This window comes from Bradyrhizobium sp. NBAIM14 (genome assembly GCF_020193895.1).
GTDB classification, from domain to species: domain Bacteria; phylum Pseudomonadota; class Alphaproteobacteria; order Rhizobiales; family Xanthobacteraceae; genus Bradyrhizobium; species Bradyrhizobium yuanmingense.
Genome location: NZ_JADYVQ010000018.1, coordinates 128,157 through 150,642, shown reverse-complemented (window position 1 = coordinate 150,642; position 22,486 = coordinate 128,157). Strand labels below are relative to the sequence as shown.

Here is a 22,486-nt window from a genome sequence, read left to right as displayed (position 1 = left end):
TGCCGGCGAGGCCGGTCGCGGTCGTGCCGTTGGTGGCGATCAGGGTCATGGTGCCGGTCAGCGCCGTGGTGCCGTCGCCGGCCGTTGCGCCCGTGCTGGCGAAGACGCCGATGGTGGCGCCGAGCGTGGTCGTGCCGGTCGCCGCGGTGGTGCCGCCGGCCGCACCGCTATACACGACGTTGCTGTTCGCCGTCGCGCTGGCGTAGGAGGTCGTGCCACGCAGGTCGGCCGCCGTCGCACCGGAGATGGTGGCGGAGACGTTGGACTTGGTGGAATAGCCGACCGTGGTCTGCAGCGCCTGGTTGGCGATCGACTTCGCAGAGTCGATCAGCTTCTGCAGCGAGGTGATGCCGGTGTTGGCAGCCTGCAGCACCTGCACGCCGTTGGCGATGCCGTCGAGCAGATTGTTGATGTCGCTGGCGCGGTTGTCGAGCGACTGGGCCGTGAAGAAGTTGGTGGGATTGTCCAGGGCCGAGTTGACGCTCTTGCCGGTCGACAGACGGTTCTGCGTGGTGGCGAGAAGATCAGCGGTGGACTGGAGGGAGAGCAGGTTCTGACGAACCGATGCGGAGAGGACGATGCCTGACATGACTCTGTTACCTTTCTGGTAAACGACGCTACTGTTACACGTCTGCTTGGATCGCGATGGACCCAGCGACGGCGGACCGTGCCGCCGAGACCTCTAACGAAACATGAAATGAAACCCGCGCTTTTGCCCGGTCACACGTGATTCGGCCTCGGAAGCGACGCGCCTAGCAGCACCACCGCGCCAATCCTGTCCTTGAAAGCATTGAGCTTTTTGGCGGGCATGGCTCAAATTTACAGCTCGTTAACTAGTTGCGAGCGAGAATCACGTCCTGATAGGCCGCAACGAACGCTCGGTTACGAAAGCGTTGATGGAGAACAGGAATGGCCCTCAAGGTCGAGCTCAAACCGCACGAACGCATCATCGTCGGCAATTCCGTGATCACCAACACGGACCAGCGGGCCCGCCTCCTGATCGATGGCGAGAACGTGCCGATCCTGCGCGAGCGCGACATCCTCACGCCGGAGACCGCCGACACACCCGCCAAGCTCGTCTATCTGGCGGTCCAGCTCATGTACATCTCCCCGGATCCGCAGACCCAGCACGGCACCTATTTCAACCTGGTGCGGGACATCGTCACCGCGGTGCCGAGCTCCTGGCCGATCATCGAAGGCATCAACAACAACATCTTGAACGGCGACCTCTACCGAGCGCTGAAGGAAGCCCGCAAGCTGATCGCCTATGAGGAGAAGCTGCGCAACCAGTTCGAGGCCACTCATCCCAAGGCGGCAGCCGACAAGGACGACGTCAGCACCGCCGCCTGATACACCGTTCGCAGCACCGACAACGGCCCCGGATCGCCTCCGGGGCCGTTGTCGTTTCAGACGTTCGTCAAGTTATTGCGCTACGAGCGGTGGCGCGTCGACCTCGATCACTCCGCCGCTCCGCTGTCCACCGAACTGCAGCACGGCTGCGATCAGCGCATCGATGTCCGCCTCCTCGGTGCGGTGATTGACGATCGCGGCGCGGATCGCGAACTTTCCGTCCAGTGTCGTGCTCGATGGCGCAGCGATGCCGGACTCCTGGACGTCGGCGACGATCTCGCGATTGACCGCATCGCCGCTGCGATAGCGGAAGCAGACGATGTTGAGATTGACCGGTGCCAGCAATTCCAGCCGTGGTTCGGCCAGCACACGCGCCTCCAGATATTTGGCGAGCGCGCAGCTTCGTGCGATTGCCCGGCCCAGCCGGTCGGTGCCGAACGTCTTCAGCGTGAACCACGTCTTCAGCGCACGAAAGCCGCGCGACAGATCAGGGCCGAGATCGCAGGGCCAGACCGCGCCCGCCGCAAGCCCCCTCGCCTCGCGGCTCAGATAGGCCGCCGGCTGCGCGAAGGCCTGCCGATGCTGCTCGCCGTCGCGCACCAGCAGGAAGCCAGCGTCATACGGCACCTGCCCCCATTTGTGGAAGTCGAGTGCGATTGAATCCGCAAGCTCGATGCCGCCGAGCAGCGGCGCAAGCTCCGGCGACAGGATTGCGAGCGCACCGAAAGCGCCGTCGACGTGAAACCAGATTCCTTCCTCGCGGCACAACGCAGCGATCGCCCTGAGGTCGTCGATCGCCCCGATATCGACCGTACCGGCGGATGCGACCACCAGGAAAGGCTTGAAGCCGACCTCGCGATCGACGGCGATCTGTGCGCGCAATGCGGCAACGTCGATGCGATGATCGGCATCGACTGCGATCTTGCGCAGTGCATCGGTGCCGAGCCCGGCAATGTCCATCGCCCTCGAGATGCAGCCATGCGCTGCCTGCGACGTATAGGCCGTGAGCAGCGCACCATCATTGCCGATGCCGTGCTGCCGCGCCAGCGTGCCGAGCGCGGTGGTGCGCGCCACCAGCACGGCCATCAGATTGGCCATCGACGTGCCGGTGACGAAGATGCCGCTCGCGCTCTCGGGAAAGAGGAACAGGCGGCGCATCCAGTCGACGATCTGGCGCTCCACCTCGATCGGCATGTGGTCGCGTCCGCCGAGATTGGCGTTGAGGCCGGCCGCGAGCATCTCCGCGAGCATGCCGACGGCGGTGCCGCCGCCATGCACCCAGCCCATGAAGCCGGGATGGACGTTGCCGGTCGCATAGGGCGCGACATGCTCGCAGTATTCGCGATAGACCCCGGCAAGCTCACTCGCCTCGCGCGGCACGTCCGCCCTGAAGGCCGCGCGCACGTCATCGGGGATCGGCCGCCAGACGGGGCGCGCCCGAACGTTGGCAATGCCGTCGATCGTTTCGTCCAGCATGCGGTGGGCCAGCGCGCGAAACTCGCTCCAGTCCTGCGGATCGAGCGGGGTATTCGCGACGGAGCTTTGCGTATTGCGGATGATCTCGTTCATGCTGCGCTCTCCCCGCCCGTCTTCGCATGCCGCAACAGCATCGTCGTGAACGCGGTAAAGATCTTGCGCATCTGCGGCGGCTTGTACGGAAACACGACCGGCGAATCCATGTTGTGCACGACGGCGGTGTTGTCGGCCTCGAACACCAGAAGCTCGCCATCCGCGTTCTCGGCGCAATCGACGATGAAATAGTCGAGGCCGACGCGCCGGCTCATCTCCTCGAGCGCGTTTCCGTGGCGCGCGCCGAAGGCATGGTCGAAGTCGCGCATGAAGACGGCTTCCTCGGTCCGCTTCTCTTCGCTGAAGGCCATGTAGGCGTTGAGATACCAGATGTCCCAACGGTCGGCGATCGCCATGTGGCACGCGTACGGCTTGCCGTCGACCATGGCGAGGCGATACTTGCGGTAGAGCCCATCGGGGCTCACATAATCGACGAAGCGTGCGACGAAGAAGTCCTGCTCTTTCCGTTCGGCGAGATAGGCCGCCAGAGCCGCCGCATCGTCGAGCTTCGCGAGCCCGACGCCGGCATGCGAACCGCGCGGCCGTGCGATCATCGGAAAGTGCAATTCGCCTGCGATGTCCTCGCATGCGATCCGCGCCTGCGCGAGGTCCGACAATTGCGCGCGCGTTGCGTGGATGGTCGCGGGAATGTCGAGGCCGGGCACGTCCATCAGCAGCCGATACAGCTTGTCGCGATCGAGATTGCCGATGCGATCGGGGCGATTGAGCAGCGGCCGCGGCCAGTGCGGCGCGGCCCCTTCGATCAGCGCAAGCGCCTCACGGCATTCCTCGGAATCGGACGCGACCACGATGGCCACGTCGTGCTCCGGCAAGGTCTCGGGCAAACCGACGCCCTTGATCACATAGAGAGTCAACAGCTCGACATCGGAGCCCTCGAGCAGGAAATCGATCGGCGTGTTGCCGCCCATGTCGATGTCGGCTGCAAGCGCGAGCAGGCGCAGGCCCGACTTCGGAGCTGCGCTGGGCGTTCGGAACAATTGATGGAAGGCCAGCACCTCGGACTGGATCGCAAGCCCCCGATCCTTGTCACCCAGCAGCTGGGTGATCAACGACAGGTCCAGCCCCTCGCCCGCCAGCGCGGTCCCCGCCGCGATGCGCGCGACGAGCTGATCGCGCAACGGATGCAGATCGACGCCTTCGAAGGCCCGGCGCGTCAGCTGCGCAAAGCCGATGCGGTCGGCATAGTTCGCCGCGGTCAGGCCGATCGGCGGGGAAACCGGATGCTGCATCTCACACCTCGAACGCGGACTTTACCGGCACGGCCGCTGCGCCACCGGCGAGCAGCAGCTCGATCTTCACCAGGACGTGGGCGATCTGGTCGAGAAGGTGCTGCACGTTGCGCTGCGCCTCCGCCCTGTCCGGCGACCAGGCCTCAGCCACGAGCCGCGCGCCGACGCAGAGGCGCAGCACGGCCTGCGGCGTCTCGTCCTGCCACTCCAGCCGCACCGGCTGGCCAATCAGGCAGCGCTGCGCGGCGACCTGACGGTCCTCCGTGCTGCCGTTGATCTCTTGGCTGACATCACGCGCCAGCGCGCGATGAACAGAAGCGGTCTCGGCAACACAAACCGGCTTGCCGTCGCGCAGCAGCGTGAACGGAAAGATGGTCGGCTGCACGAATTCCTCGTCGTCGATGCCGGCCGCGTGGGTCGCGGCCGAAACAGCGCGCAACGACGGCGACAATGCGATCATGCTGTCGATGCCGGCAGCGAGCTCGGCGAGCATCCCGGCGCGGAAGGCCCCGGGCACGCCGTAGTAGCTGCCGATCTCGGCCAGCGCCGCCTCCCAGCGCAGCCATTGACCGAAATTCGGACGGCGCTCGAAGCGCGAACGCAGCGCCGTCCAGGTCATCGGCCAATCGCAGCGGCCGGCGTAGTCACGGATTCCAGATGCGATCCCCTCGACGCGATCGAGCGACCGCGACAGGCCTTTCGGCACCAGCAGTGCACCGCTGAAGGCAGGTCCGCCGAAGAATTTGGAGCCGGTGATCAGCACCATATAGCCGCGGTCGAGATAGGAGCGCAGCCGCCGGCGACCGAGCCGGGCCTGGCAGGCGTCGACGACGATCTGGACCTTGCGCGGCCAGCGCCGCGCGATCTCGTCGAGGCAGGCCGCGCTCGGCGCACGCCATCCGAGCTTCGAGGAATCCATGATCTGGAGCAGCACGGGCGCGCCTTGTGCGATCGTGGCCTCGACCGCATGCAGCACCGCTTCATCGGCATCCGTGCGCATCGCGATCCCGGCCCCCGGCGCGCGCAACGGCAGCGAGATGCTAGCGCCGGCCAGCCCCGCGACCTCGCCGTCCTTGCGAACCGCAAAGCCGCTCGCCGTCAGGGTGCTGAAATGATGTCCACGCGCGGTATGGGCCGTGCCGCTGCCGGTCTGGTCGGCGCCGACCAAGATCGTCACCGGCCGCGCGCCGAGCATCGTGCGCGCCAGGAATAGGGCATGGAGCTGGGAGTCCGTGCCGGACGGCGAGAACACCACGTCGACGCGCGGCGAGAGCTGGAGATGACCGCGCAGCTCGTGGCGCATATCCTCGCAGCGTGCATCGAAAGCGAGCTCGACCTCGTCGAGCAGGCATTTGTGCATCAGCTCTTCACGCGCCAGCGCGGCGCGGTCATAGGCCGCCTGCGAGATCGTCGACGCGGTCGAGGAGGCGAAATTCCACACCTCCGGCTCCGGCGAAGCCCGGCAGCCATAGGCGTTGGCGCGGCCGGTGGGATCGAGCGCCAGGCGCGGATCTCCGCCGGAAACGAGCAGCGTGTCGAGCGGCGTGAAGAGATCGCGCAGGCGATAACGCGAGCCGCCGTCGGCGGCGCGTTGCATCTCGGGCCGAGGGGATGGGCCGCCGCTCATCCCGAAAGGCTCACGCCGCGGCATCGGCCGCCGCAGGCGCAGCTGCGAATTGCGAGGCGATGTCGCCATGGAACACCGACGGCCCGACGTGGTCGAGCGGGCTCTGGATGTCGGCCCAGATCTCGCCGCCGATATCGGTCCAGCGCTTGCAGAAGGCGAAGTCCTCGGACAGATAGGTGCCGGTCGCCGGATCGATCATGCATTCGAACAGCGCGAACCGGTTCCGGCTCGCCGCCAGCGCATCATGGGAATGCTCGCGGAAGAACTGGAGGTTCGCGTAGTCGGGGTGGCGGCACATCGCCTCCAGCGCGTGACGCCGGATCATCAGGAAGCCGGTGCCGGCATAGCGCACGCGGGTGAATCCGTTGACCACCACGATGCGGTCGGGATCCTCGATCTCGAGCACGTAGTCGAGCGAGGCGGCCGGCACGTCGGCCCGACCCGACTGGATCGCCCGCGCGGCCTTGTCCCAGTTGACCCGCTTGATCGGATAGCAGCCGGCGACGACGTCCGCGCCGCATTCGATCAGGCGGAACACCTGCTCCGGCTTGAAGCCGATATCGGCATCGATGAACAGGAAATGCGTCGCCTTCGGATCGTCCAGGAACATCGCGGCCAGGTTGGCCCGCGCACGGGTGATCAGCGCGTCGCCGTCGCGCAAGAGAACCTTGAGCTCGAGATTGGACATGCCGTGCACGGCCCGCTGCAACGCGAAGATCGAGCTCGCATAGATGCTCGACACCTGCCCGCCGAAGCAAGGCGTTGCCACCACCAGCTGCATCTTGTCCGACATCGACCGCTCCGCCCCCGCTTGCAATCCTCACCAAGAGGTAAACAGGCATGGTTAACGGCGTCTTAACGCTTCATTACAGGAACTTGACGAGCGAGAGCTGCGCCAGGTTCGAGGTCACCTGGTAGGACGCCTGCAGGGCGTTCTGCAGCGCCAGGATCTCGCTCGCGACCTGGTCGGGCGAAGCCGATTCCGCCTGGTCAATGATGGTCTGGAGCTGCGCCTTGGCCTGGGTCTGGCGCGTGCTCGCGTCCTTCATCGTGCTCTGGGCCATCGCGATGTCGGTCTGGATGTCCTCGATGCGCTGCTGTCCGGGCTGCTGGGTCAGCGCCTGGGTCACCCGCAAGCTGAGCGCCGAGACCTGCCCGCCCGAATATTGCCCGGTCGGCGAGGTCGAGAAGGTGCCGAACACCGCGATCGCCTGCAATTGCCGGCGGATCGCATCCTCATTCGCCTGGGCGCCGTACTGCACCGTCACGGCATCGTCGACCCGCGCCATCGCGGTCGAGCGCGCCGAGCCGGGCCCGTCATTGCCCAAATACCATTTCACCGTATTGGCCGAGCCGTTCACCAGCGTGGTCGCCGAGCTCGCAGGCGAGGAGCCGACGCGCAGCGGCGGCTGCGTGGCGGTCACGGGCGTCGAGCTGAACCCGAGCGCGCTCAGCGCGCCGGTGTTCGACGTCGTGATGTTGAGGCTCGCCGCATCGTCGGTGTTGATCGTGATCGAGCCGCCATGGACCGTCGAAGGCTTCGAGGTCCCGGTGATCGCGTCGACCTTGCTCAGCAGGGTCTGGATGCTGTCGGTGACATTGAGCTGGTTGCCGGTCGCGCCCGAGGCCACGAAGGTCAGCGTGGTCCCGTTGACGGTGATGGTATCGCCTGCGACGAAGCCCGGCGAGATCGAGTCCGAGGGGCTCGCGCCCGATAGCGCCGTCGCGCCGGTGACCGGGGCCGCCGGCGCCGTCTGGTTGTTGACGGGGGTGCCGATCGCAGAGCTCGCGGTGTTGAAGAAGTTGTCGCCCGCAACGATCGCCGATGCCGCCACCAGCGAGGTGTTGGCGAGCTTCTGAATCGCGGTGTTGAGCGCCGTGTTGAGATTCGCAGCAGTATTGTTCGGGTTGACGGGCGTGCTCGCATCGATCGCGAAGCTGCCGAGCGGCGTCGGCGTTGCCGAGGACGCCGTCAGGTCGATCTGCTCGGTCGTGCCGTCCGGCAGGGTGAACTGAATGCTGAGCTTGTCGCCGTTGTTCGGATTGACGCCGTTGAGATCGACCGAGAACGACACCGGCGAGCCGCTCGGGCCGGTGACGGTCGCGCCTGTCAGCGTCGAGGACACCGCCTTGATCTTGAGGCCGAACGGCGATCCGGCGACGTCCTCCGACACCTGCACGGAGCTTGCCGTCGGCTGCGTCTGCACCAGGCGGCCCATGCCGCTGGTCCCTAGGTCCGCGGCCTGGCGCTCGGCCATGACGATCTTGAAGCCGGCCTGTGTCGTGGTGCCGTTAATGATGTCGCCGGCATCGGCGACCGACTGGGTATTGACTGCCGTTCCGGAGAACAGATAGCGGCTGCCGGTCTGCGTGTTGAGGACACCGACCATCGAGCCGAACTGGGCGGCGGCGGTGTTCTGGGCAATCGTCTGGCCGTTGACGTTGAGGTCCTGCGCGGTAGAGGCCGAGCCGGTCTGCACCGTGCTGCGGATCTTGGTCAGCGATTGCAGCGCGGTGTTGGCGAGGTTGATGCTGACGTTGACGTTGGTGATCGTGTCGGTATAGCCGGCGATGTTGGAGAGCTGCGCGCGCCCGGCGATCGCAAAGCCCTCGTTCGTCCCCATGCCGGCATAGTTCTGCGACAGCTTGCCGGTCGCAAGCTGCGTCGAGAGGTCGGTGAGCTGCTGATTGATGTTGCGGATCTGCGCGCCGAGGATCGACGAAGAATAGTTGATGCTGCTGATCGCCATCTTTCGGAGCCCTGTTACTGTTTACAATTGAGCCTGGATCAACGTGTTCATCATGGTCTGCACCACCGACATGACATGGGCGTTGGCGGCATAGGCATTCTGAAGCTGGATCAGGTTCGACATCTCCGAGTCCAGGTTGACCTTGGAGGTCGAGTCGAACTTGGCCTGGAGCGTCGAGACCACGACGCTCTGGCCTTGCTGGAGCTGGGTCGCATGGGTCGCGGCGTTGGCCTGCACGCTCAAGAACTGCTGGAGGAAGTTCGAGACGCTGCCGGTGAAAGGCTGGCTCGCCGAGCCGAGGCCGCTCTGCGGCGAATAGGAAAACACTGCACTGGTGAGCTGCGAGTAGAGATAGTCCGAACGCGTGGTGTCGCCTGCGGGCGTCACCGGCGAGGTATTGTAGACCGACATCCGGGTCGGATCGGTCACGAGCTGCGTGTTCACGGCGATGCGCCCGGCAAGACCGGTCATCTGCGAGCCCGACGCCGTGATTGCGCCGGTGTAGAGCGCCTGCCCGCCGTCGGTGAACAGCGGCAGCTGCGGATTGCCCGAGGTCAGCGACGAGATCGTCTTGGTGGTCGAGGCCGAACCGACCTTGGCAAGCCCGGTGTTGTCGTCGGTCACCCGCAGCGTCGTGGCGGTCGCCGGCGACGGGGCGGCGGAGAACGACAGATGCGTGCCCGACAGCGCGGTGTTCAGCGCAGAGGCGATCGCGCCCATGCCGCCGGCGAAGTCGACGCCGATCCGCATCGGGTTGGCGTTGGTCGCGTTCTGGAGCGGCAGCGCAGCGGGGTCGGTCACGTTGACGAGCGTGATCTGGCGCTGCGTGTTGGTCGCCGTGTCCGTATAGGTGATGTTGACCGTGTTGCCCGGCAGCGCACCGGCAAGCTCGAGATCGAAGCCGGCCGGCGGGCCGGTGACCGTGCTGCCCGCCGTGGCCTTATCGGACAGCGCGCTCGCCATCGTGGCGGCGAGCTGGTCGATCTGGTTCTGCGCTTGCACCAAAATGTCGTCGCGCAGCTTCAGGTCGGCCGCGATCTGGCCGGACGACACCACGTTGTTGGCGACGACGTCGACTTGCGAGCCGTTCGGGAGCTTGATGTTGAACGCGCCGACGCCGGACTTGGCAGGGTCGATGTTGTAGAGCGACGTTGCCGACAGCGCGCCGGCGGAGGCAAAGGAGAATTCCGAGGCGAGCCCGGCGCCGACCAGCTGGATGCCGGTCGTGGTGTAGATGTTGGCCTGGTTCGAATTGTCGGTGGTGACGCGGACGTCGACATATTTCGACAGCGTGTTGATGGCTTGGTCGCGCTGGTCCATCAGCGTTGCGGCCGAGGGATCGTTGGCCGACAGGCCCTGGAGCCTGGTGTTGATGTCGGCGATCTGCTTCATGGCCGCATTGGCGGCCTGCGCCGAATTGCTGAGATCCTGCTCGACGTTGGAGCGCAGCGACTGGATGCCCTTGGTGGTGACGTTGAGCTGCGTCGCGAGCGCCTGGGCCGCCCCGAGCGCCACGGTCTGCGCCGACGACGCACCCGAGCTGGTCGACAGCGCCTGCAGCGCCGTGGTGAACTTGTTCAGCGCGCTTTCGAGCGTGCCGGAATTGCCGGGCGTGCCGTAGACATTCTGAAGCTGCTTCAGGATGTTGGCCATCTGGTCGGCGTAGCCGCCGCCGCCGGTCTCGGTCCGTAGCTGGTTCTGCACATAGGTGTCGAGCAGGCGGCTGACGCCGGTCGTCATCGCCGTCGCGCCGAACTCGCCGGTGGTGACCTCGATCTGGTTCGGCGTCTGGACGACGTAACCCGGCGTCTGCGCATTGGCGACGTTCGAGGAGACGATCGAGAGCGCGGCCTGGTTGGCACGCAGACCGCTCATCGCGCTGGCGAGGGCTGAACTCAAACCCATATCACTGGCCCGCCTTTGTTACGTCACGCGCCGATCAGCGCAACACGTTGAGGAGATCCTGCACCATCGAGTTTGCCGTCGTGATCACCTTGGTGTTGGCCGAATAGGCCTGCTGGGTCACGATCAGCTTGGTGAATTCGTCGGCGATGTCGGTGTTGGATCCCTCCAGCGACGAGCCGCTGATGGTGCCCGAAGCGCCGTCGATGGCGTCACCCGATTGTTCGGTCGCGGCATAGGCGCCGCCGTCCATCGCCTTCAGATAATTGGTGCCGTTGAAATGCGACAGCTGCACCTGCGCGAGGTTGAGGTTCTGGCCGTTGGAGAAGGTGCCGACCACCACGCCGTTGTTGTTGACGGCGACCGATCGGAGCTGACCGGCGGCGTAGCCGTTCTGGGTGATGGTGTTGATCGTCACCGCGCCACTGGTGCTGGCATATTGCGTCAGCCCTCCGGAGGAGATGTTGAAGGCGACGGAGCCGAGCGACTGGCCGCTGACGGTGACATTGTTGATGGTGATGCCCGAGCCGCTCGGCGAGGTCAGCGAGCCGTCGGCGGCAAAGGTGAAGGTCTGGCCGGTATTGACCCATCCGACCGTCGTGCCGGTCGCGTTCGGGTCGGTCTGGTAGAACAGGTTCCAGCTGTCGGAATGACCCGCGCCCAGCGAGGCACTGTCGGTCTTGGCCCAGCGCAATTGCAGGTTCACCGGCGTACCGGCGGCGTTGTAGGCGGTCACCGCGCCGCCGCTGATCGATTCCTTGGTGAAGGTGGCGATGTCGTTGCCGATCACGCCGCCGGTGCCGGCCGTGCCGCCACCCTCGCGATTCCTGGTGATGGTCGAGGTGAAGCCGAGCGCGGAGAAGGCCGCGCTGTTTGAGCTCGAGACCGTCAGGTTGGAGACGGTGCCGGTGTTCAGCGTGATCACGCCGCCGCTGCTGACCGACGATCCCGAGGCGCCGGAGAGCGCGTCGATCTTGCCGAGCAGGGTCGTGATGTTGTCGGTGACGTTGATCTGGTTCGCACCCGAGGCGCCCGAGGCCATGAAGGTCAGCGTCTGGCCGTTGACGGTGATGGTGTCGCCGGGGGAAAAGCCCGACGTGAGCACCTGGGCACCGCCGGCGGTGGCCGAGCCGCTCAGCACCGTCGCGCCGGAGATTGCAGGCGAGGACAGCACGTTGCCGCCACGCGTCACGCTGCTGATGCCGAGCGCGGTGGCGGCCGTGCCGCTGCCGATCGCGACGTCGGTGCCGGTGCCGGTCGCGATCTGGATATTGCCGCTGACCGAGAGCGAAGCGGTGACGCCGGCGCCGCCGGCCGTCTGGATCGCGTTCAGGATGTCGGCCACAGTCGCCGTCGTACCCGCACCGAGACCGATCGTGGTGTTGTTGCCGACGGTCGAGACCGTGGTGCCGCCGTTGAAGGTGATGGTGTTGCCGTTGATTGTGAGCGTCTGGCCGCTTAGCGCGGTCAGAATGCTGGAGGCGAGATGCGTGCCGGCGGTATTGTCGAGGGACGTGGTCGTCGAAGCCACCGCCGAGGAATTGTTCTGGAGCGCAACCGTGCCGGTGGCCGTCGTTGACGAATAAGCCGAGCGGATGTTGCCGGTTGCGGCCGCGCCCGAGACGGTCGCGTTGGCATAGGGCGCCGGCGGGGTGCCGACCGGCAGCGGGTTGGCGGCGAAATCGGACGGGTTGAGACCGCCGGCCGCGAGCAATGTGCCGGTCGAGGCCGTGGTTTTCGCCACCGTGTTCGGCTGGGTCGGCAGGTTCGCCGCGTACTGGATTGAGGTCGTCGCCTGCGCCGGAATGAAGTTGTTCTGGAATTGCAGCACGTTCGCCACGCTGCCGGTCGGGTTGCCGGTCTTCGGGTCGACGGTGACGCCCATCAGGTAATAGCCGGCGCCGTTGACCAGGTTGCCGTTGGCATTGAGCTGGAAGTCGCCGCGCCGCGTGTAGTAGGTCACCCCGGTGAAGACAGGCACGTTGTCAACGACGCCGCTCGCCTTCTGGATCGAGAAGAAGCCGTCGCCGGTGATCGCCATGTTGGTGGCGACGCTGGAGGACGAGATCGTGCCCTGCGTCGTGATGGTGGCCTTGGCGTTGGCCTGCACGCCGCCTGCCACCTGCTTGCTCGGGACCGAGGAGTCCGGAATGAGGTCGACGAAGCTGGTGCCGATGCCCTTGTAACCGGTGGTGGATGAGTTCGCGATGTTGCCGGAAATGTTCTGCAGCGCGAAGGACTGCGCCTGCAGGCCACCCACCGAGGTGTTCATTGCATCGAAGATACCCATAACTTTGTCTCCAAATCCGATCTCGGCGGCCGGTCGACCATGGCCGCAATCGGAAAGAGACGTCGCAAGGCCTATGCCAATGCGAGTATCTTCAGGAAATCAATGACTTAATGAAAAAGCCCCGGTCTGACGACCGGGGCACATTTGCCGGGACCGGCAACAATTGCCGGGGCATCCTGTCGTTCCGGAGCGGTCCGCAGGACCGGAATGACTCCCGCGAAACCTACGTCGCCGACGCCGCCGCGGGGTGGAAGACCAAGCCGAAACCGTCGATGCAATAGCGCAATCCGGTTGGCTTCGGGCCGTCGTCGAAGACATGGCCGAGATGGCCGCCGCAGCGCCGGCAATGCACCTCGGTGCGGACCATGCCGTAGCTGCGGTCCTCGGTCTTGCCGACATTGCCTTCGATCGGCGCATAGAAGCTCGGCCAGCCCGTGCCGCTCTCGAACTTGGTCTCCGACGTAAACAGCGGCAGGTCGCAGCCGGCGCAGGCGAAGATGCCCTTGCGCTTCTCCTTCAGCAGCGGGCTGGAGCCGGGCCGCTCGGTGCCGTGATTGCGCAGGATCTCATATTGCTGCGGCGTGAGCTGGGCGCGCCATTCGGCTTCCGTCTTCGTGATCTCGAACTTTTGCGCGGCCTTCTCGCCGGCCTCGGCAGGTGTTCCTCTCAGCCAGCGCAAGGCCGAAAGGCCGAACAGGCCGGCGACAGTCGTGAGCAGGATGCGGCGGTCAAGCATGTCATTCTCCGTGCGCGGGAAGTCCACGCCCTGAGATACGGGCTTCTGCCGGCCGAAGTTACACGTCGGAGCGGAATTTCGCTCAACTTATTGCGAGACGCGATCCTCGTGCACGACCGGTTCCGCAGCGCCGACCGCGGCTTTCGGCGGTGGCGCCGGTCGGGGTCGCACGCCGGGCGGCGCTCGGCGCGGACCGGTGCCGGCGGCGCGGTTGGCTTCGGCGAGGCGGGCCTCGCGTTGCCTGTCCTTGACCCTCGCGCGCTCGCGATAGCGGGCGAGCGCACCTGCGGCGGCGGAGCTCGCCCTGCCCCAGATCCCGACCAGCTGGCCGGCGACGCGCCCCGTGGCGCCGCCCGCCCAGACCAGTTCGAACGGCGAGAACAGCTTCCAGCGCTCATCGCCCCGCAAAATGCTGCGCGCGATCATCTGTCCGGCCATGGCGGAGGTGTTCATGCCCTGGCGGCCGAACCCGCTCGCCACCCACAGGCCTTTGCGCAGCTGGCCGATCTGCGGCATGCCGTGCACGGTCTGGCCGGTGGCGCCGCCGAAGATGTCGGTGATCTCGACATTGCCGAGCTCGGGAAAGATCGTCCGGATCCGCCGCTTGATGGCGCCGGCGAAGCGCTGCGGACGCGCGGCCCAGGTGGTCTCCGGGCTCTCCCACATCAGCCGGTCGCCGTCGACGACCCGGAAATGGTCGACGCCGTCGGAATCCATCACCGATCCCTTGAAGGCGACGATCTCGTGCAGGCGCTCGCCGAGCGGCGCGGTCACGCCGGCATAGCGCCAGACCGGCAGCAACGTCTCCGACAGGCGCTTGGAGGGGGCGCCGAGATGAATGTTGCCGGCGAGCACGATGTGGCTCGCCCGCAGCCGCGCCGAGGGCGTGACGATGCGCTTGCGGATGCCGGAATGATCGATGCTGACGACCGGCGTGTCCTCGAAGATGCGGGCGCCTGCCCGCCGTGCCAGCGCCGCAAGGCCGTGCACGTATTTCCGGCCGTCGACCTGGAACGCTTTCGGATAATACACGCCGTGGAAGTAATGATCGGTCTTGAGCGCCTCGCGCACGCGATCGACCTGCCAGCCTTCGACCTCGGTATCGAAATCCTCGTTCAGCATCTGCAGCTGGCTGATCAGCCGGTCGCCGGCATCGACGTTGGAGACCTCCAGCACGCCGTCGCTGAGGCCGATCCCCGGCATGCTCGCTTCGCTGGCGTTGGCCCGGACGAACTCGGCGCCCTGCTTCGACAGGGTCCACAATTCGCGGGCGTCCTCCAAGCCGATGCGCTCGATCAGGTCCGTGAGCGGCAGCGCAAAGCCCGGCATCACGGTGCCGAGCTGGTTTCCGGAGGCGTTCCAGCCAATATGCCGGCCCTCGAGCACCGCGACACTGGCCCCGAGCCGGGCCGCCTCCAGCGCCACGGTAAGCCCGGCCAAGCCCGCCCCGATCACACAAATGTCGGCATCGAGATCGAACGACAGCCGCACGCGGTCGCGAAAGCCGGCTTCTTCCTGGGACACGCTTGTGAAAGTCTCGCTCATGCAGTTTTCTTAGAGGACTGTGCGGGCCCTTGTCACCTTGTCCTCAACCGGCGCCTGTAGATTATCCTGGACGTGGAACGATTCGAGAATGCCATGCGCCGTTTGATGCTGCTGCGTCACGCCAAGACCGAGACCGACGCACCGAGCGGCCGTGACCAGGACCGCCGGCTCGACGACCGCGGCCACAAGGATGCCGCGCGGATGGGAGACTGGATCGCGGCCCATCCGCCCTTCCCCGATACCGTATTGGTCTCCCACGCCGTGCGGGCCCGTCAGACCTGGGACATCGCCTGGGAGGCGATGAAGGACCGCGTCCCGGCGCCGCAGGTCGAGGTCCTGCCGGAACTCTATGGCGCCGATCCCGCGCAGATCCTGGACACCATTCGCACCGCAACCGCCCCGGCCGATCCGAAGCGGCTGCTGCTGATCGGCCACAATCCCGGCATGCACGAGGTCGCGCTCATGCTGATCGGCGGCGGCGATCCCGATGGCGCCAAGACCCTCGGCGACAACCTGCCCACAGCGGGGCTTGCGATCTTCGACTTTGACGTCAAGGATTGGGATGACGTGGCCTACCGCCGCGGCAAGCTGGTGCTGTTCGTCAGCCCCAAGCTGCTTCGATCGGGCTAGACGCGCGGGCGCCGTCTCGACCGGTTGGTTCAGCCTGGTTCACAGGGAGGCGCAGATGTTCAAGTCCATCCTCGTGCCCATCGACCTCGCCGACACCGATCTCGCCAAGCCGGCGATCGCGACCGCGGCGACTTTGTCGCAGACCTGGAGCGGCACCGTGCGCCTGCTCAACGTGCTGCCGATGACGCCGGTGATGCTGGCCGAGTACGTCCCGGCCGATTTCGACGAGCAGCAGCGCCAGACCTCGGAAGAGGCCCTCGCCATCGTCGCCCGCGAATCCGGCATCGAGCCGTCCCGCATCTCCAGCGTGGTGCGCCAGGGCGGCATCTATCATGAGATCCTGGAGGAGGCCGTGCACGTGAAGGCCGATTTGATCGTGATGACCTCGCACCGGCCGGCGATGCGCACCTATTTCCTCGGCTCCAACGCCGGCCACGTCGTGCGCTACGCCAAGTGCTCGGTGCTGGTGGTGAGGCATTGAAGGGCAGCAGACTCCGTCATTGCGAGCGAAGCGGAGCAATCCAGAGTCTTTCCGCGGCAACAGCCTGGATTGCTTCGCTGCGCTCGCAATGACGTAGAGGCAGCTGCGTGCCACACTCGCGCTTCCGTGCCCCGGACGCTGCGCAGCACGAAGTGATGCGCTGCAGAGCCGGGGCCCATGCGTCAGCGAGTGCGATCCGCTGGGTCCCGGCTCTGCGCAGCAGCGTTTCCCGCTGCAGCGCTTCCGGGACAGGCGAGTATCACAGATACCGCGACAGCTCGGTCTTGAACTGTCCGTACACGGCATCCTCGATCTGGCTGCGCGTGATGCCGATGTCGCGCAGGGCGCGGTCGTCGAGCTCGTTCAGGGTCTTGACGGCGGAGCGGCGCTCCAGGCGGTCGAACAGCGCGGTGAGGCGCAGGGCTAGGGCACTGAAAAATCCGCCCGATGAGGATGGGCGTAAGGTCCGCCCAGCAGTTTGCGAGATCGTGGTCATTCTTCTTCTCCGGCCTATCGTCCCGCGCGGCGAAGCAGGTGCCGTTGGCGCGGACGCTTGCTGGCGCCTGCACCTCATTTGCCGTCGGATTGCTCTCGCTCTCCTCGGCGCAATCGCGGAACTTGATGGAACTTAAATGCTCCAGTACACTCCTCGGAGCAAGCAAAACATTGCTCTCGGTGCAATATGTCCAAGTTCGAGTACGTGAAGCTCGCCGATGCCATTGCGGCCGATATCACTAACGGCACGTTAAGGCCCGGCGACCGGCTGCCGCCGCAGCGCAATTTTGCCTATGACCGCGGCATCGCGGTCTCGACCGCGAGCCGGGTTTATACGGAATTGCTCCGCCGCGGCCTCGTGGTCGGCGAGGTCGGGCGCGGCACGTTCATCTCCGGCGACGTCAGGCGTGAAGTCGAGACCATGCGCGAGCCGGCCGACGCGCGCATCAATCTCGAGGTCAATTACCCGCTATTGCCGCAGCAATGGGCGATGATCGCCAAGAGCCTCGCGGGGCTCGAGCGCATCGACGCGCTGGAATCCGCGCTGCGCGTTTCGACCAGCACCGGCACCAAGAGCGCCCGCGTTGCCGCCGCTGCCTATCTCGCACGCAAGGATTTTTCGCCGCAGCCCGAGCAGATCTTCTTCACCGCCAACGGCAAGCAATCGCTCGCGGCCGCGCTTGCCGCGCTGGTGCCCACCGGCGGCCGCTGCGGCGTCGAGGCGCTGACCTATCCCTACGTCAAGAGCATCGCCGCGCGGCTCGGTGTGACGCTGGTCCCGATCCCCATGGACGAGTTCGGCGCGCGGCCCGACGCCATCCAGAAGGCCCATCGCGAGGCGCATCTGTCGGCGCTGTATCTGCAGCCCATCATCCAGAACCCGCTCGGCGTCACCATGAACGCGACGCGGCGCGCCGACATCATGCGCGTCGCCGAGAAGCTCGATCTCACCATCATCGAGGACGCCGTCTACGGCTTCCTCGCCGACGACACGCCACTGGCGGCGCTCGGGCCCCACCGCTGCATCGTGCTCGACAGCCTGTCCAAGAAGGTCGCGCCGGGGCTCGCGCTCGGCATCCTCGTCGCGCCGCCGCATCTGCGCGAGAGTGTGATGAGCGCGGTGCGCACCGGCGGCTGGATCGCCTCCGGCCATGCGCTCGCGGCCGGGCAGCGGCTGATGGCCGACGGCACCGTCGCCGAGCTGACCCGGCTGAAACGCATCGATGCCGCGCGCCGACAGCAGACCGCCGCACGGCTGCTTTCCGGCTACCAGCTCGCCGCCGATCCGCGCTCGTATCATCTCTGGCTGACGCTGCCACCGCACTGGCGCTCGCAGACCTTCGTCGCCGCAGCAGCAAGGCGCGGCATCGCGCTGACGCCATCCTCGACCTTCGCGATCGCGCACGGTCATGCGCCGAACGCGGTGCGGCTCGCGCTCGCCCCGCCGTCGCCCGAGCAGCTCGATTCCGGCCTGCGCACCATCGTCTCGCTGCTCGGCACCAAGGAGGACGATTTCGATTCGACCGAGTAGGGCTCTCATCTGACGCGTTTTCTTCACGCGAACCGGACCCACTTCGCTCGCAAACGCTTTAGGGCAGCAGGGCCTTCGGCACGCGATCGAAACTGTAGCTCTGCGGCCGGTTGCGCCGCACGAAGCCGCCGACCTGCCAGGCGAACAGCGCGGCGAAGCCGAGGATGAACAGCACGCCCGCGAGCTCGCCGGTCAGAAGCGCGCGGATCAACAGCCCCGCCATTGCCACGGCGAGCACGGCCAGGAACGCCAGCACCGCCGCATAGGTTTTGCGGCCGAGGCCCGCGGTCAATTCGGCGCGGCTGCCGGCTTTGGCCATCCGCGCATGCAGCTCGATCAGGAAATCGCGAAAACCGTTGTCCTGCGGCGCCATCAGCGCCGCGGTCTGCCAGCTCGTCGACAGGATCGCGATGCGGCCGCCGCCGGTGCGGCTGATATCGGCGCGGAAGCGGTGCTGCTGCATCGACACCGGGCGGAACGACAGCCGGATCGCCGAAATCTCGTCATAGCGCCACAGGCCGGAGCGGCGGGCGATGTGCCAGGACAGCCCCTGCTCCGTCAACTCGAAGCGATGCGCCGAGCCAATCAGCGAGGCCTTGTAGGCATAGCTCGTGGTCGAACCCGCTTCCGCTCCCGGCATGTCGTCAACGAACCCATGGGCGATCGCTTGGGCGATCGGCTTGCGCGATCGCCCCCGGCCATCCTACAAGCGAGGCATGGCTGAGACGACCTTTTTTCCGCGCCGCCTGATTCTCGGCGCCGCGATGATCTCCGGTGTGTTACTGGCGCTCGCGGTGCACATGCTGGGCGCGCGCTACGGTCTCGATCTCGGCCGCCTCTGGCGCTCCGACACGCATGAGTTCATTCCGGCGGGCGCCGCCATCGCCTGGTGGCTGATCGCCACCGTCGGCTTCTCCGGCGGCTATTTCACGGCGAGCCTGATGCAGAGCGCCGTCTCCGGACAGATCCCACAGCGGATGCGGCAATTCCTGATCGCGGTCGGCGTGCTGCTGCTTGCGGGAGCGGGTCAGGCGGCGTCGGCGCCGAGCCCGATCCCGACCGTCTCGGGCGTGCTCGCCGGGCTTGCCGCCCTGTGTCTCGGCGCCGTGATGGCGTTCTGCGGCGCGCATTTCGCGCTGCGCCGAAGCTGACCTCTCAAGCCGACGCGCGCAGCCGCGGCCGTTCCAACATGATCGCGACATCCGAGGCGGGCCGCGGCTTGCTGAACAGATAACCCTGCGCCTGGGTGCAGCCCTCGCGCCGGAGCAGCTCGAGCTGCGCGTCGTTCTCGACGCCCTCTGCCGTGGTGACGATGCCGAGGCTGCGGCCGAGGCCGGTCACGGCGCGAATGATCGCCATGGAATCCTCGCGCGTCGCCAGCTCCGACACGAAGGAACGGTCGATCTTGATCTTGTCAAACGGGAAGCTGCGTAGATAGCTCAGCGACGAATAGCCGGTGCCGAAATCGTCGAGCGAGATCCGCACGCCCATGGCACGCAGCTCGTGCAAGGTCGTCAGCGTCGCCTCGCTGTTCTGGAGCAGGACGGATTCGGTGATCTCGAGCTCGAGACGGCGCGCACCGAGTCCCGATATGGCCAACGCCTCTGTCACCGCCGCGATCAGGTTCGGGCTCTTGAACTGCACCGGCGACAAATTGACGGCGACGTCGACATCGTCGGGCCAGGTGGCCGCGTCGGCACAGGCGGAGCGCAGCACGAACTCACCAAGCTGAACGATGAGCCCGGTCTCCTCGGCCAGCGGGATGAAGCTGATCGGCGCGATCAGCCCGCGTTGCGGATGGTTCCAGCGCAGCAGCGCCTCGAAGGCGACGACGCGACCGCTGGCGACCTCGCGGATCGGCTGGTAATAGACCTCAAACTCGTCGCGTTGCAGCGCCGCGCGCAGATCCATTTCCAGAAGGCGCCGCGCCTGCGCACGCGCATCCATGCCGGCCTCGAAGAAGCGGTAGGTGCCGCGGCCATCCGCCTTGGCGCGATAGAGCGCAAGATCCGCGTTCTTGAGCAGCTCGTCCGGATTGCTGCCGTCCTGCGGCGACAGCGAGATGCCGATCGAGACGCCGATCACGATCTGATGGTCGTCGATCTGGTAAGGCGCCGAGATCACCTCGACGAGGCGTCCGGCAAGCGATCGCGCGGCGATCTCCTCGGAGCGTCCGATCTGGACCACCGCGAACTCGTCGCCGCCGAGCCGCGCCACGGTGTCCTGTTCGCCGACGGTGGCCTCGAGCCTGCGGCCGACTTCCTTGAGCAGCGCATCGCCGATGGGATGGCCGAGCGAGTCGTTGATGTCCTTGAAGTGATCGAGATCGAGGCAAAGCACAGCGAGCTGGTCGCCCGACTTGGTCTGGCGCAGCCCCTGCTCGAGCTGTTCGTGGAACAGCACCCGGTTCGGCAGGCTGGTCAGCGCGTCATGTCGCGCCATGTGCGAGATCTTGGCCTGCGCCTCCAGCCATTCGGTGATGTCCTCGAAGGTCGCGACCCAGCCGCCGCCCTGCATCGGCTGGTTGACGACCCGGATGGAGCGGCCGAACCGGTTGACGACGTCGGTCGTGGTGCGGCCCTCGCGCGCGTCGGCGACGAGGCGGGCGAAGAATTCATCGGCGTCGCCCTGCCATTGGCCCTTGGCCTGCTCTTCCCTGAGCACGTCGACCAGCAAGCGGCCGGCGAGCGGCACGTCGGTTCGACGGAGCATCGCGGCATAGCGCTCGTTGAACAGGATGATCTTGCCTTCCGCGTCGAACATGCACAGCCCCTGCGACATGTTCTCCAGCGCGCTGTCGAGCACGATCTGCTGGCGGCCCAGTTCGCCCTTGGCGCGGCGGTCGAGCAGCGCGGCCACGAGCGCAATCGCGATGATCGCGACGGCGGCGCTGGCAGTCAGGAACGACAGCGAGGCCGGCGGGACCGAGAGCCCGCTGATCGCGATCGTCGGGTCCGGCGTCAGCAGCACCGCGCCCATCGCGGTGAAATGATGGGCAACGATCGCGAGCGTCAACAGAGCAGTCGCGCTCAGCGCATGTCGAATGCCGTCACCTCGCGCGGCGACGAACAGCGCGAGCGCTGCGAAGACGATTCCGAACAGCACCGAGGCGGCAACCGTGCTCCCGATCCAATCCAGCCGTGCCGGCATCTCCAGCGCCGCCATGCCGGTGTAATGCATCGCCGCGACACCAAGGCCGACGATGGCGCCGCCGACGACGATCCACACCGGGCGCGAGGACGCCACGGCGATGCTGAGGCCCACGAAGGTCAAGGAGATCGCAAGCATCAGCGACAGAATTGTCACCGGGATGTTGTAGGCGCCGGCGCTTCCCGGGCCGTAGGCCAGCATCGCGATGAAATGCGTCGCCCAGATGCCGCATCCGCTCACGGCCGCATCCAGGGCGATCCAGGCCAGGCGCCCGGCTCCGTGCGTCGCGCGTGCGCGCTGAAACAGGCTGATCGCCGCGGCGCTGGCGAGCAGGCACACCGCGCCCCCAAGGGCCACCAGTCGCCAGTCATGCTCGTCGGTGAGACAGTAGAGAACTTGATACATTGCCGGCCCCTATCGACCCGCACTTGAGCCGACAGTGGTGGACGATCGGTAACCGGCTACAAACCTGCTCCGGAAGTGGTGAATGGAAGATGAGCGAGTTCGCTCACATTGCTGATCCTGGCGACGGCCCACCGAAGCAGCACCACGGCAGCGGGAAGCGAACAAGCACAAGCGCCGCGCGGACCGTCGCGCGGCGCTCGTAGTTTCCTCTACTCAGCTCGCCGCGCGCAGATTCACATTGCTCTCGGCGAGTGTCGTCAGCTTCTGGTCGGTCGCCTTCTCCTCCTCGAGCGTCTTGGCGAGCACCGCCGCACAATCGTTGCGGCCGAGCTGCTTGGCCCAGGCGATCAGGCTGCCGTAGCGGACGATCTCGTAATGCTCCGCAGCCTGCGCCGCATTGATCAGGGCCGCGTCGAGCACCGCCTTGTCGGCGACTTCGCCGGCGGTCTCGTCGGCTTCCTCGATGATGCCATCGATCGCCGGGCAGTCGACCGCCTTCACGGGGACCCCGTGCATCTTGAAGACCTCCTCGAGCCGCGCAACGTGCTGCTTGGTTTCCTCGAGGTGCGTCAAAAAGCCCTGTTTCAGCTGCGGATCAGTGGCCTTCGTCGCCATCTTCGGCAGCGCCTTGGTGAGCTGCTGCTCGGCGTAATAGATGTCCTGGAGCTGATGTACGAACAGGTCGTTCATGGTCTTGATGTCTTTTGTGAACAGTCCCATCGTTCCGATCCTCTCGGGTCTTGGGAACACGGAGGCGCCGGCTTGCACGAAAAAG

The 22,486-nt window shown here is 66.2% G+C and carries 19 protein-coding genes; 5 read left to right on the top strand and 14 right to left on the bottom strand.

What is annotated here, in order from left to right; genetic code table 11:
* A partial coding sequence (locus I6F28_RS30355) for a flagellin (protein WP_524536123.1) occupies positions 1–589 on the bottom strand: 589 nt, incomplete at its 3' end.
* 320 nt (positions 590–909) lie between these two features.
* On the opposite strand from I6F28_RS30355, the gene flbT reads away from it, so the two are divergent.
* Entirely contained in the window at positions 910–1,350 is a 441-nt protein-coding gene (flbT, locus tag I6F28_RS30350) for a flagellar biosynthesis repressor FlbT (protein WP_036015664.1), read from the top strand.
* A gap of 72 nt (positions 1,351–1,422) precedes the next feature.
* Here flbT and I6F28_RS30345 read toward each other — a convergent pair whose 3' ends face one another.
* From I6F28_RS30345 to I6F28_RS30305, 9 genes are all read right to left on the bottom strand, one after another.
* On the bottom strand, positions 1,423–2,919 hold the full coding sequence (locus I6F28_RS30345) for a pyridoxal phosphate-dependent decarboxylase family protein (RefSeq protein WP_225142600.1): 1,497 nt from the start codon (positions 2,917–2,919) through the stop codon (positions 1,423–1,425).
* Entirely contained in the window at positions 2,916–4,169 is a 1,254-nt protein-coding gene (locus tag I6F28_RS30340; RefSeq protein WP_225142599.1) for an ATP-grasp domain-containing protein, read from the bottom strand. The genes I6F28_RS30345 and I6F28_RS30340 overlap by 4 nt, the downstream gene beginning before the upstream one ends.
* A gap of 1 nt (position 4,170) precedes the next feature.
* Complete coding sequence (locus tag I6F28_RS30335; RefSeq protein ID WP_225142597.1) at positions 4,171–5,796, bottom strand: hypothetical protein; 1,626 nt, start codon at positions 5,794–5,796, stop codon at positions 4,171–4,173.
* Positions 5,797–5,806: 10 nt separating this feature from the next.
* Positions 5,807–6,589 (bottom strand): hypothetical protein, encoded by a 783-nt coding sequence (locus I6F28_RS30330; protein ID WP_225142595.1) that lies wholly within the window; start codon positions 6,587–6,589, stop codon positions 5,807–5,809.
* A 73-nt stretch (positions 6,590–6,662) separates the two neighbouring features.
* A complete protein-coding gene (locus I6F28_RS30325) occupies positions 6,663–8,546 on the bottom strand; it encodes a flagellar protein (protein ID WP_225142593.1) in 1,884 nt (627 codons plus the stop codon).
* Between the two features lie 21 nt (positions 8,547–8,567).
* Complete coding sequence (gene flgK / locus I6F28_RS30320) at positions 8,568–10,451, bottom strand: flagellar hook-associated protein FlgK (protein ID WP_225142591.1); 1,884 nt, start codon at positions 10,449–10,451, stop codon at positions 8,568–8,570.
* Between the two features lie 34 nt (positions 10,452–10,485).
* Positions 10,486–12,738, bottom strand: a complete 2,253-nt coding sequence (locus I6F28_RS30315; RefSeq protein ID WP_225114200.1) for a flagellar hook-basal body complex protein — start codon at positions 12,736–12,738, stop codon at positions 10,486–10,488.
* A gap of 223 nt (positions 12,739–12,961) precedes the next feature.
* Entirely contained in the window at positions 12,962–13,474 is a 513-nt protein-coding gene (msrB, locus tag I6F28_RS30310; RefSeq protein ID WP_036015643.1) for a peptide-methionine (R)-S-oxide reductase MsrB, read from the bottom strand.
* Between the two features lie 87 nt (positions 13,475–13,561).
* A complete protein-coding gene (locus I6F28_RS30305; protein WP_225142589.1) occupies positions 13,562–15,019 on the bottom strand; it encodes an NAD(P)/FAD-dependent oxidoreductase in 1,458 nt (485 codons plus the stop codon).
* Between the two features lie 93 nt (positions 15,020–15,112).
* Here I6F28_RS30305 and I6F28_RS30300 point away from each other — a divergent pair, with 93 nt between their 5' ends.
* Both I6F28_RS30300 and I6F28_RS30295 read left to right on the top strand, forming a co-directional pair.
* A complete protein-coding gene (locus I6F28_RS30300) occupies positions 15,113–15,649 on the top strand; it encodes a SixA phosphatase family protein (protein WP_036015636.1) in 537 nt (178 codons plus the stop codon).
* Positions 15,650–15,704: 55 nt separating this feature from the next.
* A complete protein-coding gene (locus tag I6F28_RS30295; protein WP_036015633.1) occupies positions 15,705–16,130 on the top strand; it encodes a universal stress protein in 426 nt (141 codons plus the stop codon).
* A 259-nt stretch (positions 16,131–16,389) separates the two neighbouring features.
* On the opposite strand, the gene I6F28_RS30290 is transcribed toward I6F28_RS30295, so the two are convergent.
* Positions 16,390–16,626 carry a DUF1127 domain-containing protein gene (locus tag I6F28_RS30290; RefSeq protein ID WP_036015631.1) on the bottom strand — a complete coding sequence of 79 codons (237 nt, stop codon included), beginning with the start codon at positions 16,624–16,626 and terminating at the stop codon, positions 16,390–16,392.
* 186 nt (positions 16,627–16,812) lie between these two features.
* On the opposite strand from I6F28_RS30290, the gene I6F28_RS30285 reads away from it, so the two are divergent.
* The gene (locus tag I6F28_RS30285; RefSeq protein ID WP_109143172.1) at positions 16,813–18,156 is read left to right on the top strand and encodes an aminotransferase-like domain-containing protein; all 1,344 of its coding nucleotides are present in this window, start codon (positions 16,813–16,815) and stop codon (positions 18,154–18,156) included.
* 58 nt (positions 18,157–18,214) lie between these two features.
* On the opposite strand, the gene I6F28_RS30280 is transcribed toward I6F28_RS30285, so the two are convergent.
* The gene (locus tag I6F28_RS30280; protein WP_109143171.1) at positions 18,215–18,796 is read right to left on the bottom strand and encodes a hypothetical protein; all 582 of its coding nucleotides are present in this window, start codon (positions 18,794–18,796) and stop codon (positions 18,215–18,217) included.
* A gap of 76 nt (positions 18,797–18,872) precedes the next feature.
* Here I6F28_RS30280 and I6F28_RS30275 point away from each other — a divergent pair, with 76 nt between their 5' ends.
* Entirely contained in the window at positions 18,873–19,307 is a 435-nt protein-coding gene (locus I6F28_RS30275) for a hypothetical protein (protein ID WP_036015623.1), read from the top strand.
* 4 nt (positions 19,308–19,311) lie between these two features.
* Here the strand turns inward: I6F28_RS30275 and I6F28_RS30270 are convergent, their stop codons facing one another.
* Together I6F28_RS30270 and I6F28_RS30265 are read right to left on the bottom strand one after the other, a co-directional pair.
* On the bottom strand, positions 19,312–21,711 hold the full coding sequence (locus I6F28_RS30270) for a bifunctional diguanylate cyclase/phosphodiesterase (RefSeq protein ID WP_225142587.1): 2,400 nt from the start codon (positions 21,709–21,711) through the stop codon (positions 19,312–19,314).
* A gap of 213 nt (positions 21,712–21,924) precedes the next feature.
* Positions 21,925–22,431, bottom strand: coding sequence for a YciE/YciF ferroxidase family protein (locus I6F28_RS30265; protein ID WP_225142585.1), 507 nt, complete (start codon positions 22,429–22,431; stop codon positions 21,925–21,927).
* Positions 22,432–22,486 lie beyond the last annotated feature (55 nt).

Bases quoted from the DNA above. Each gene is read 5' to 3' on its own strand.
- I6F28_RS30275 (WP_036015623.1), top strand. From the start codon at position 18,873: ATGGCTGAGACGACCTTTTTTCCGCGCCGCCTGATTCTCGGCGCCGCG.
- I6F28_RS30330 (WP_225142595.1), bottom strand. From the start codon at position 6,589: ATGTCGGACAAGATGCAGCTGGTGGTGGCAACGCCTTGCTTCGGCGGG.
- I6F28_RS30335 (WP_225142597.1), bottom strand. From the start codon at position 5,796: ATGAGCGGCGGCCCATCCCCTCGGCCCGAGATGCAACGCGCCGCCGAC.
- I6F28_RS30315 (WP_225114200.1), bottom strand. From the start codon at position 12,738: ATGGGTATCTTCGATGCAATGAACACCTCGGTGGGTGGCCTGCAGGCG.
- flgK (WP_225142591.1), bottom strand. From the start codon at position 10,451: ATGGGTTTGAGTTCAGCCCTCGCCAGCGCGATGAGCGGTCTGCGTGCC.
- I6F28_RS30325 (WP_225142593.1), bottom strand. From the start codon at position 8,546: ATGGCGATCAGCAGCATCAACTATTCTTCGTCGATCCTCGGCGCGCAG.
- I6F28_RS30300 (WP_036015636.1), top strand. From the start codon at position 15,113: ATGCGCCGTTTGATGCTGCTGCGTCACGCCAAGACCGAGACCGACGCA.
- I6F28_RS30270 (WP_225142587.1), bottom strand. From the start codon at position 21,711: ATGTATCAAGTTCTCTACTGTCTCACCGACGAGCATGACTGGCGACTG.
- I6F28_RS30280 (WP_109143171.1), bottom strand. From the start codon at position 18,796: ATGCCGGGAGCGGAAGCGGGTTCGACCACGAGCTATGCCTACAAGGCC.
- I6F28_RS30265 (WP_225142585.1), bottom strand. From the start codon at position 22,431: ATGGGACTGTTCACAAAAGACATCAAGACCATGAACGACCTGTTCGTA.
- I6F28_RS30340 (WP_225142599.1), bottom strand. From the start codon at position 4,169: ATGCAGCATCCGGTTTCCCCGCCGATCGGCCTGACCGCGGCGAACTAT.
- I6F28_RS30295 (WP_036015633.1), top strand. From the start codon at position 15,705: ATGTTCAAGTCCATCCTCGTGCCCATCGACCTCGCCGACACCGATCTC.
- I6F28_RS30305 (WP_225142589.1), bottom strand. From the start codon at position 15,019: ATGAGCGAGACTTTCACAAGCGTGTCCCAGGAAGAAGCCGGCTTTCGC.
- I6F28_RS30345 (WP_225142600.1), bottom strand. From the start codon at position 2,919: ATGAACGAGATCATCCGCAATACGCAAAGCTCCGTCGCGAATACCCCG.
- I6F28_RS30285 (WP_109143172.1), top strand. From the start codon at position 16,813: ATGTCCAAGTTCGAGTACGTGAAGCTCGCCGATGCCATTGCGGCCGAT.
- flbT (WP_036015664.1), top strand. From the start codon at position 910: ATGGCCCTCAAGGTCGAGCTCAAACCGCACGAACGCATCATCGTCGGC.
- I6F28_RS30290 (WP_036015631.1), bottom strand. From the start codon at position 16,626: ATGACCACGATCTCGCAAACTGCTGGGCGGACCTTACGCCCATCCTCA.
- msrB (WP_036015643.1), bottom strand. From the start codon at position 13,474: ATGCTTGACCGCCGCATCCTGCTCACGACTGTCGCCGGCCTGTTCGGC.